Here is a 2811-nt window from a genome sequence, read left to right as displayed (position 1 = left end):
GGGTCGGAATTCCGACCCGGCGGCCCCTTCCCGTTGCCGAGCGGGGTCAGCCCCTGGTGCGGCTGCTACCCACCAGGAGGGGCTCCTCGCCCGCCGGGGCCGGCGCCGAGTCCTTCAGACCCGGCCACCAGGCCCGGCGACCGAGCAGGGTGGTGGTGGCGGGAACGAGGAACAGCGCCATGACGAAGGCGGTGAGCAGGATGCCGAACGCCACCGCGAAACCCATCTGCTGGAGCATCGAGTTGTCCGCGAGCATCAGGACGCCGAAGGTGCCGGCCAGGATGACGGCGGCTGCGCCCATGGTCGGCGCGGACCGGGCCACGGCGTGCTTGATCGCCTCCCGGGGGTCGTTGCCCTCCCGGACCTCCTCGCGCAGCCGGGCGACCATGAGGATGTTGTAGTCCGTGCCGATCGCGACCACGAAGAGGTAGACCAGGATCGGCAGGCTGAACAGGACCCCGTTGGCGCCCTTGATGCCCTGGAAGAGCCAGACCGTGGCGCCGAGGGTGCCGACGAAGCCGAGGCCGACGGAGAGCATCAGGAACCACGGCGCGACCACACTGCGCAGCAGCAGGCCGAGGATCAGCATGATGGCCACTGCGGCGACCGGGAACACCACGGTGTAGTCGTGGTCGGTGGCGGTTCGGATGTCGGCCATGACGGCGGTCATGCCGCCGACCAGGGCCCGGCTCCCGGTCGGCGCGGCCGCGTGCGCCTGGTCGCGCAGGGCGCCGTCGACCAGGTCGATCGCCTTCTCCTCCATCGGCTTGTAGGTCAGCGAGACGTTGAACTGGGCGACCGTGCCGTCGGCCGACCGCACGGCCGGGGAGACCTGGGCGACTCCGCCGACTCCGGCGAGCTTGTCGTGGTAGGCGCTCAGCTGCTCCTCGGCGAGTTGGCCGCCGCCCGTGCTCTCCAGGAACACCAGGGTCGGCTGGGCCCGTCCGGCGGAGAAGGCGCTCTGCAGGTCGTCCATCGCCTGCACCGACTCAAGGTTCTTCGGCAGCGAGCCGCCGGTGTCGAAGTCGGACTTGAACCCGAGGGCGCCGATCGCGAGCACCACCAGCAGACCACCGGAGACCGCGGCGACCAGCCCCGGTCGACGGGCCGTCAGCCCGCCCACCTTCTGCGCCAGGGCGTTCTTCGGCTCGCGCTTCCAGGCCTTCGAGGGCCAGAAGGCGGCCCGGCCGAGCAGGGCGAACACGGCCGGGACCAGCGTGACGCCGGCGACCATGCTGACCCCGACGGCGATGGCGAGGGAGGGGCCCATGGCGCGCAGCATGCCCATGGTGGACAGTGTCAGCGCGAGGAAGGCCACCGCCACCGCCCCGGCTGCGGAGGCGATGGTCTCGCCGACCCGGGCGACGGCCTCGGCCATCGCGGGGCGCGGTTCCATCCCGGCGCGCAGGAACTCGCGGTAACGGAACAGGAGGAACAGCAGGTAGTCGGTGCCGACGCCGAAGAGGACCACGATCAGCATGGTCGAGACGGAGGAGTCCGCGGTGAGCCCGAAGAGCGAACTGGCGGTGGAGATCAGCCCCGTTGCGGTCAGGAAGACCAGTGCGATCACGACCACCGGCAACAGCGCGATCAGCGGACTGCGGAAGATCACGCCGAGCAGGATGATGATCAGCAGCAGGGTCGCCATCATGATCATGCCGTCGGTGTTGCTACCGGAGTCCTGCGAGTCCAGCGCGGTGGCGGCGTCGCCCGTGACGCCGACCTTGAGGCTGGTGCCGTTCAGGAGTTCCTTGACGTCGATGCGCAGCTGCTTGACGTCGTTGACGACGGAGTCGTCGTAGGCGTCCTTGATGTCGGCGAAGACGTTCGCCAGGCCGATCTTCCCGTCGGGGGAGACCGCACTCGGGTCGGTCTGGACCTTCTTGAGGTGGGGGTACTGCTTGGCCTCCAGACTGGAGGCGATCTTCGAGAGGTCGGCCTTGTCCCCGTCGGTGAGCACGCCGCCGTCGGACCGCTTGAAGACCGCGATCGCGGCAGGCTGGTCCGGCCCGGGGAAAGCCCGCTTCTGGACGTCGGCCACCTGGACCGACTCGTAGTGCGAGGGCAGGAACTCGGCCTGGTCGGTGGTCGACTTGAGTTTGGGCGCGAGCGCGGTCAGCGCGACCGCCGCGACCAGCCAGGCTGCGATGACCAGCCATGGCCGACGGACGACGAACCGCCCGATCCGTGTGAACATGACACTCCTAGACATTCGAAGCCCCGGCACCGGGGTGATGCCGAGCGGGCGATCCGAACCGATGGGTGGTACGCGACCGAAGTTCGCGATCGCGGGGGGTGAGGCTGCAGCATCGCACCGTCATCCCCGTTCGCACCCGCGCCTTGGCAGCTTGTGGCCAGCGGGCCGGTGCCCCGCCCGCCGTCCGGCACGGGTGGTTCAGCTTTCGGACGCCCGGCGAGCGAACCGTGGCCGCCCGGGCCGCGCCCCGCCTACGGTCGGTCCACCGTCGAGCGTTCAGAGGGGGGATGACCGGTGCCGGATACCGTGCCCACCGCGTCCACCATGCGTGACCGGGTCGAGGAGCTCCAGGGCCTGCGGGCCGGCATCCGCTCCGGGGATCCGCGGGCCACCGGGGCCCAGCACGGCAAGGGGAAACTGACGGTCCGCGAGCGGATCGACCTGCTCTTCGACCCCGGGACCTTCCAGGAGTTGGAGCCGCTGCGCCGGCACCGCGCCCAGGGCTTCGGCCTGGAGGATCGCAAGCCGTACACCGACGGCGTGGTGGTCGGCTGGGGCGAGGTGCACGGCCGGACGGTCTTCGTGTACGCCCACGACTTCCGGATCTTCGGCGG

2 protein-coding genes are annotated in these 2811 nt (G+C 70.4%); one reads left to right on the top strand and one right to left on the bottom strand.

Annotated features, from left to right (window positions below; genetic code table 11):
• Positions 1 to 46: 46 nt before the first annotated feature.
• Entirely contained in the window at positions 47 to 2197 is a 2151-nt protein-coding gene (locus tag ABT247_RS32945; protein WP_350750195.1) for an MMPL family transporter, read from the bottom strand.
• 324 nt (positions 2198 to 2521) lie between these two features.
• Between ABT247_RS32945 and ABT247_RS32940 the strand changes: the two genes are divergently transcribed.
• A partial coding sequence (locus ABT247_RS32940) for a carboxyl transferase domain-containing protein (RefSeq protein ID WP_350750197.1) occupies positions 2522 to 2811 on the top strand: 290 nt, incomplete at its 3' end.

This window comes from Kitasatospora sp. NPDC001539 (assembly GCF_040298565.1).
Classification (GTDB): Bacteria; Actinomycetota; Actinomycetes; order Streptomycetales; family Streptomycetaceae; genus Kitasatospora.
The sequence above is the reverse complement of the archived record's forward strand: the minus strand, read 5'-3'. Positions and strand labels throughout refer to the sequence as shown.